Below are 6,192 nucleotides of genomic sequence, written 5' to 3'. Positions count from 1 at the left end.
GCCTCGTACTGGACGTACTTGGGCGATTCGGGCGTGCGTCCAGGCGGGATGCCCGGCGTCGCGCGCCTGGCAAGATCCGCCGGACAGGCCCTAGTCCCCGCTGAGCTGCGGTGACCGTTTTTGGGTCCGCCCCGCGTCCGTGCTACGGTTCTCTTACCGACGCGGGGTGGAGCAGCTCGGTAGCTCGCTGGGCTCATAACCCAGAGGTCGCAGGTTCAAATCCTGTCCCCGCTACTCAGTAGCAGGAAGCCCGGAGGATCAAAATCCTCCGGGCTTCTGTCGTATCCGGGCCCCGGTCGGGTCCGGAGTCCTGCCGGGTCCGGGGGTGGCGGCCGCGGTGGGCGGGGGCCGCCGGCCGGTGGTGTCGGGCCCCGTCGAAACCGTGCTAAAGTTTGATCAACGACGCGGGGTGGAGCAGCTCGGTAGCTCGCTGGGCTCATAACCCAGAGGTCGCAGGTTCAAATCCTGTCCCCGCTACTCAGTGTCAGAGGCCCGGAGGATCATTCCTCCGGGCCTCTGTCGTACCCGGACGTTTCCGTCCGGAAGCGGCGGGAACCGCTCCGGTACTATCGACCGTCGCCAACGGGGACGGCACCGGGGTTTGTGGGGCGCAAGTGTCGGGAAATCGACAAAGCGCCGAAGCAATTCCGTCGGCTTCGGGTCCGCCCCACTCGAATTCGGCCGGGGCAGGTGTACGCGGGTAGCGGGTGATGCGACGATGGGACACATGGGGGACGGTGCACGGCCGCTGACGGGCCGTCCGGTCCGGCACCTCTCCTGGGAGTCCCCCCGGCCGTCGGCCGGGGCACGATGCCGCGACACTCTGGGGGAGCGGGAGTCGGCATGAGGCTGATCGGCAAGTCAGGCGCCAAGTCCGGTGCGGCCGTCGAGGCGGACACCGACGCCTGGGCGGAGAGCGCCGAGAGCCCCGAGAGCCGCCCCGGAGCCCTGCCCGCCCAGCGCACCAGCGGGCTGTCCGAGCGCCCCGCGGTCGGCGGCTCCGGGCCCGACAGCCTGGTGCACGTCTCCACCCGGCAGTTCTCCGCCGCCGTGGGCCCGTACGGGGCGGGCGGTGAGGAGGCGCCGGCCGGTGCCGCGCTGGACCCGGCCGGGCTGGACCCGACCAGCTTCGAGACCGCGCTGGCCGCCCGGGAGTCCGCCGCCCTGGAGGCCCGGCACCGGCAGGCCGCCGACGGCGGCGACCCGGACGCCGCGGGCCGCCTGGGCACCCTGCTGCTGCGCCGCGGCGACCTGGAGGACGCCGAGCCGTACCTGCGGGCCGCCGCGGCCGCCGGGGTGCGGGCCGCCGCCAACAACCTGGGCGTCCTGCTGCACCAGCAGGGCCACCGCGCCGAGGCCGGCCAGTGGTGGCGCCACGCGGCGGTGGCGGGCAGCGCCCCCGCCGCGCACGCGCTCGGGCTGCAGCTGCGCGACCAGGGCGAGGAGGAGGCCGCCGAGTACTGGCTGCACTACGCCGCCGACCACGGCCACCCGCTGGGCGCCTACGCCCTCGGCGACCTGATGGAGCACCGGCGCGACGTGCGGGCCGAGCGCTGGTTCAAGGTCTCCGCCGACGCCGGGCACCGTGAGGCCGCCTACCGGCTGGCCCGGATGCGCGAGGCCGCCGGGGACAAGGAGACCGCGGAGGCCTGGTACCGCACGGCCGCCGCCCGCAGCCACGCCCGCGCCGCGCTGCGCCTGGGCGTGCTGCTGGAGGAGCGGGCCCGCACCGACCGGTCGCTGCTGGAGGAGGCCGCCCGCTGGTACCGGCAGTCCGCGCAGAACGGGGAGCCGCGGGCCGCCTGCGCGCTCGGCTTCCTGCTGCGCGACTCCGGGGACGTCGCCGCCGCCGCCGAGTGGTGGCAGGAGGCCGCCGAGGCGGGCGACGGCAATGCCGCCAACGCGCTCGGCGCCCTGCACGCGAGCCGCGGCGAGGCCAAGGCCGCCGAGCACTGGTACCGCACCGCGCTCGACGCGGGCGACCAGAACGGCGCCTTCAACCTCGGCCTGCTCTGCGCCGGCACCGGCCGCGACCAGCAGGCCGAGCAGTGGTACCGCCGGGCCGCGTACGCCGGGCACCGGGAGGCCTGCAACGCGCTGGCCGTGGTGCTGCTGCAGCGCGGCGACGAGTCCGGTGCCGAGCCGTGGTTCTCCAAGGCGGCCGAGGCCGGCAGCGTGGACGGCGCCTTCAACCTGGGCGTGCTGCACGCCGGGCGCGGCGAGTCGCGGCAGGCCCAGGAGTGGTACGCGCGGGCGGCGGCCGAGGGGCACGGCGAGGCGGCGCTGCAGCTGGCGGTCGCCCAGGAGCAGCGCGGCAACCTGTCCGGCGCGCTGGAGCGCTACCGGCAGGCGGCGGCCGGCGGTTCGGCGGAGGGCGCCTTCCGGCTGGCCTCGGTGCTGGACCGGCGGGGGGACGCGGACGCCGAGGCCGAGCACTGGTACGCGCTGGCGGCCGATGCCGGGCACCGGCGTGCCCAGGTGCGGATGGGGGTGCGGGCGGCCGAGCGCGGGGCGCTGGAGATCGCCGAGAGCTGGTACCGGCGGGCCGCCGGGGCGGGCAGTCGCAGCGCGGCGTTCAACCTGGGGCTGCTGCTGGCCCGGCAGGACTGCGAGGCGGAGGCGATGCTCTGGTACACCCGGGCCGCCGACGCCGGGCACGGCCGGGCGGCGCTGCGGCTGGCGCTGCTGGCGCTGCGCCGGGGCGAGCCGGTGCAGGCGGAGAACTGGTGCCGGCGGGCGATCGACTACGGTCCGGCCGAGGTCGCGGAGCGGGCCGGGCGGCTGCTGGGCGCGCTGCACGCCGAGCTGAGCGCGTAGGGCCCGTCCGGGCGGGGCGTCAACTGCCGCTTCGGTGGCGGCAGTCGGGGCACAGGCCGCGGTAGGTGACCTCGGCGGTGGTGACGGCGAAGCCGAAGCGTTCGGCCGCGGGCAGCGCGGCGAGCGGGTCGCCGTGCGGATGGACGTCGCGGATCGCGCCGCAGCCGGAGCAGACCAGGTGCTGGTGGGCGCGGTGGGCGTTGGGGTCGTAGCGCTTGGCGCGGCCGTCGGTGGCGACCTCCAGCACCTCGCCGAGGGTGACGAGTTCGCCGAGCGTGTTGTAGACGGTGGCGCGGCTGATCTCGGGCAGGCGGGCGGCGGCGCGGGCGTGCACCTCGTCCGCGGTGAGGTGGACGTGCTCGCCGTCGAGGACCTCGGCCACCACGCGGCGCTGTGAGGTCAGCCGCCAGCCGCGTCCGCGCAGTCTCTCCAGCAGATCACTCATGGGACCAGAATAAGTCACGCTCCGGGATTAGGGGCAGTATTGACTTGGACGAAGTCCAAGTTAGGATCGTGTCATCACGATCGGATCCCCCGGAGGCAACCCGCCATGACCACGCAGGACGAGCTTCGCCCGACCCTCACCACCGAGGCGGGTGCCCCCGTCGCGGACAACCAGAACACCGAGACCGCCGGCCCCGGCGGCCCGGCCCTGATCCAGGACCAGCTGCTGTTCGAGAAGCTCGCGCACTTCAACCGCGAGCGCATCCCGGAGCGCGTGGTGCACGCCCGCGGCGCCGGCGCGTACGGCACCTTCACGGTGACCGCCGACGTGACGCCCTTCACCCGGGCGGGGTTCCTGTCCGAGGTCGGCAAGCAGACCGAGGTCTTCCTCCGGTTCTCCACGGTGGCCGGCAACCTCGGCGCGGCCGACGCGGTGCGCGACCCGCGCGGCTTCGCGCTGAAGTTCTACACCGAGGAGGGCAACTACGACCTCGTCGGCAACAACACCCCGGTGTTCTTCATCAAGGACGCCATCAAGTTCCCCGACTTCATCCACACCCAGAAGCGGGACCCGTACACCGGCTCGCAGGAGGCCGACAACGTCTGGGACTTCTGGGGCCTGTCGCCCGAGGCCACCCACCAGGTGACCTGGCTGTTCGGCGACCGCGGCATCCCGGCCAGCTACCGCCACCTGAACGGCTACGGCTCGCACACCTTCCAGTGGCAGAACGAGGCCGGCGAGCACTTCTGGGTCAAGTACCACTTCAAGACCGACCAGGGCATCCGCAACCTCACCCAGGCCGAGGCCAACCGGCTCGCCGGCGAGGACCCGGACAGCCACCAGCGCGACCTGCGCGAGGCGATCGAGCGCGGCGAGTTCCCCAGCTGGACGGTGCAGGTCCAGGTCATGCCGGCGGCCGACGCGGCCGGCTACCGCTTCAACCCCTTCGACCTGACCAAGGTCTGGCCGCACGCCGACTACCCGCCGATCGAGATCGGCCGGCTGGAGCTCAACCGCAACCCGGAGAACGTCTTCGCCGAGGTCGAGCAGTCGGTCTTCTCCCCGGCGCACTTCGTGCCCGGCATCGGCCCGTCCCCGGACAAGATGCTCCAGGGCCGGCTGTTCGCCTACGCGGACGCCCACCGCTACCGCGTCGGCATCAACGCCGACCACCTGCCGGTGAACCGCCCGCACGCCACCGAGGCCCGCACCAACGGCCGGGACGGGTACCTGTACGACGGCCGCCACGGCCGGCAGAAGAACTACGAGCCCAACAGCTTCGGCGGCCCGGTGCAGACCGGCCGTCCGCTCTGGGCCGCGACCGCGGTCGACGGCCCCACCGGCACCCACGCGGCGCCCTCGCACGCCGAGGACGACGACTTCGTGCAGGCGGGTGACCTGTACCGGCTGTTCACGGAGGACGAGAAGCAGCGGCTGATCGCCAACCTGGCCGGCTTCATCGCCAAGGTCTCGGCCGACCGCGAGGACATCGTGGAGCGGGCGATCGACAACTTCCGCAAGGCCGACGCCGACTACGGGCAGCGGCTGGAGGCGGCGGTCCGGGAGCTGCGCAAGCAGTAGGACGGGCCGGAACGAGCAGCGGGCCCTGTGACCAGCTCCCACTGGTCACAGGGCCCGCACCATTGCGCCCGGGGCCCCGGGAGCGCTCCGGGGGCGAACGGGCGAACAGCGGCTCAGACGGAGAGCCGCCGCAGGGTCTCGTCGTGCAGCAGGCCGTTGGTGGCCACCGCGTCGGCACCGCCCGGGCCGGGGACGCCGTCCAGGCCGGTGAAGCTGCCGCCGGCCTCCTCGACGACGATGCACGGCGCGGCCATGTCCCAGAGCGACAGCTCGGGCTCGGCGGCGATGTCCACGGCGCCCTCGGCGACCATCATGTAGGACCAGAAGTCGCCGTAGGCGCGGGTGCGCCAGCAGGCCCGGGTGAGGTCCAGGAACGGGTCGAGCCGGCCGCGGTCCTCCCAGCCGGTGAGGGAGGAGTACGAGAAGGACGCGTCCTCGATCCGGGACACCCCGGAGACGTGGATCCGGGAGGCCTTGGTCAGGCTGCGGCCCGCGTAGGCGCCCAGGCCCTTGGCGGCCCACCAGCGGCGCTGCAGCGCCGGGGCGGAGACGATGCCGACCACCGGGCGCTCCACGCCGTCCGGGCCGTCCTCCAGCAGGGCGATCAGGGTGGCCCAGACCGGGACGCCGCGGATGTAGTTCTTGGTGCCGTCGATCGGGTCGATCACCCAGCGGCGCGGGCCGGAGCCCTGGAGGCCGAACTCCTCGCCGAGCACGGCGTCGCGCGGGCGGGCGCGCTGGAGGATGCTGCGCACGAGCTCCTCGGCGGCCTTGTCGGCGTCGCTGACCGGCGTCAGGTCGGGCTTGGTCTCGATCTTCAGGTCGAGGGCGCGGAAGCGCTCCAGGGTGACCGAGTCGGCCGAGTCGGCGAGGACGTGGGCGAGTCGGAGATCGTCGTGGTAGTCGGCCATGCCCGAAACCCTAGCTCAGCGGGTCGGCCGGGGAGGGCGGGCGCTCAGTGGGCGGAACCGCTGAGCTGGAGGCCGATCACGCCGGCGATCACCAGGGAGATGGACACCAGTTTGAGCACCGAGGTGGTCTCGTCCAGGAAGGCCATGCCGTAGATGGCGGTGCCGGCGGCGCCGATGCCGGTCCACACGGCGTAGGCGGGGCCGACCGGCAGGCTCTTGAGCGAGAGGGTGAGCAGCCCGAAGCTGCTGAGGGCGAACACGCAGAAGCTGATGGTGGGCCAGAGCTTGGTGAACCCCTCGCTGAGCTTGAGGTTGATCGCGAAGCCGGTCTCCAGCAGGCCGGCCAGGATCACCAGGGCCCATGCCATCGCGCGCCCTCCCTGTCGATCGACGGACGGGCCGTGTCCGGCCCGACTTTCCTATGATCGCCAGGGAGGG

Annotated in this window: 5 protein-coding genes and 2 tRNA genes; 4 read left to right on the top strand and 3 right to left on the bottom strand. The window is 73.5% G+C overall.

Annotated elements, in window-relative coordinates; translation table 11 throughout:
* Positions 1-160: 160 nt before the first annotated feature.
* From ACFXPX_RS22235 to ACFXPX_RS22225, 3 genes are all read left to right on the top strand, one after another.
* Positions 161-234 (top strand) — tRNA-Met (locus ACFXPX_RS22235).
* Positions 235-403: 169 nt separating this feature from the next.
* A tRNA-Met gene (locus ACFXPX_RS22230) sits at positions 404-477 on the top strand.
* 366 nt (positions 478-843) lie between these two features.
* Positions 844-2,817 (top strand): tetratricopeptide repeat protein, encoded by a 1,974-nt coding sequence (locus ACFXPX_RS22225; protein ID WP_375894153.1) that lies wholly within the window; start codon positions 844-846, stop codon positions 2,815-2,817.
* A 19-nt stretch (positions 2,818-2,836) separates the two neighbouring features.
* Here ACFXPX_RS22225 and ACFXPX_RS22220 read toward each other — a convergent pair whose 3' ends face one another.
* Complete coding sequence (locus ACFXPX_RS22220) at positions 2,837-3,262, bottom strand: Fur family transcriptional regulator (RefSeq protein WP_380408749.1); 426 nt, start codon at positions 3,260-3,262, stop codon at positions 2,837-2,839.
* Between the two features lie 105 nt (positions 3,263-3,367).
* On the opposite strand from ACFXPX_RS22220, the gene ACFXPX_RS22215 reads away from it, so the two are divergent.
* Positions 3,368-4,843, top strand: a complete 1,476-nt coding sequence (locus ACFXPX_RS22215) for a catalase (protein WP_380591239.1) — start codon at positions 3,368-3,370, stop codon at positions 4,841-4,843.
* A gap of 113 nt (positions 4,844-4,956) precedes the next feature.
* Here ACFXPX_RS22215 and hisN read toward each other — a convergent pair whose 3' ends face one another.
* Positions 4,957-5,754 carry a histidinol-phosphatase gene (gene hisN, locus ACFXPX_RS22210; protein ID WP_375894145.1) on the bottom strand — a complete coding sequence of 266 codons (798 nt, stop codon included), beginning with the start codon at positions 5,752-5,754 and terminating at the stop codon, positions 4,957-4,959.
* Between the two features lie 44 nt (positions 5,755-5,798).
* Complete coding sequence (locus ACFXPX_RS22205) at positions 5,799-6,122, bottom strand: multidrug efflux SMR transporter (protein ID WP_188303055.1); 324 nt, start codon at positions 6,120-6,122, stop codon at positions 5,799-5,801.
* Positions 6,123-6,192: the final 70 nt, after the last annotated feature.

The sequence above is a fragment of the Kitasatospora sp. NPDC059146 genome (genome assembly GCF_042786665.1).
Classification (GTDB): domain Bacteria; phylum Actinomycetota; class Actinomycetes; order Streptomycetales; family Streptomycetaceae; genus Kitasatospora.
Note: the sequence above shows the minus strand (reverse complement) of the source record. Positions and strands in the feature narration are given on the sequence as shown.

Bases quoted from the DNA above. Each gene is read 5' to 3' on its own strand.
- hisN (WP_375894145.1), bottom strand. From the start codon at position 5,754: ATGGCCGACTACCACGACGATCTCCGACTCGCCCACGTCCTCGCCGAC.
- ACFXPX_RS22225 (WP_375894153.1), top strand. From the start codon at position 844: ATGAGGCTGATCGGCAAGTCAGGCGCCAAGTCCGGTGCGGCCGTCGAG.
- ACFXPX_RS22205 (WP_188303055.1), bottom strand. From the start codon at position 6,122: ATGGCATGGGCCCTGGTGATCCTGGCCGGCCTGCTGGAGACCGGCTTC.
- ACFXPX_RS22215 (WP_380591239.1), top strand. From the start codon at position 3,368: ATGACCACGCAGGACGAGCTTCGCCCGACCCTCACCACCGAGGCGGGT.
- ACFXPX_RS22220 (WP_380408749.1), bottom strand. From the start codon at position 3,262: ATGAGTGATCTGCTGGAGAGACTGCGCGGACGCGGCTGGCGGCTGACC.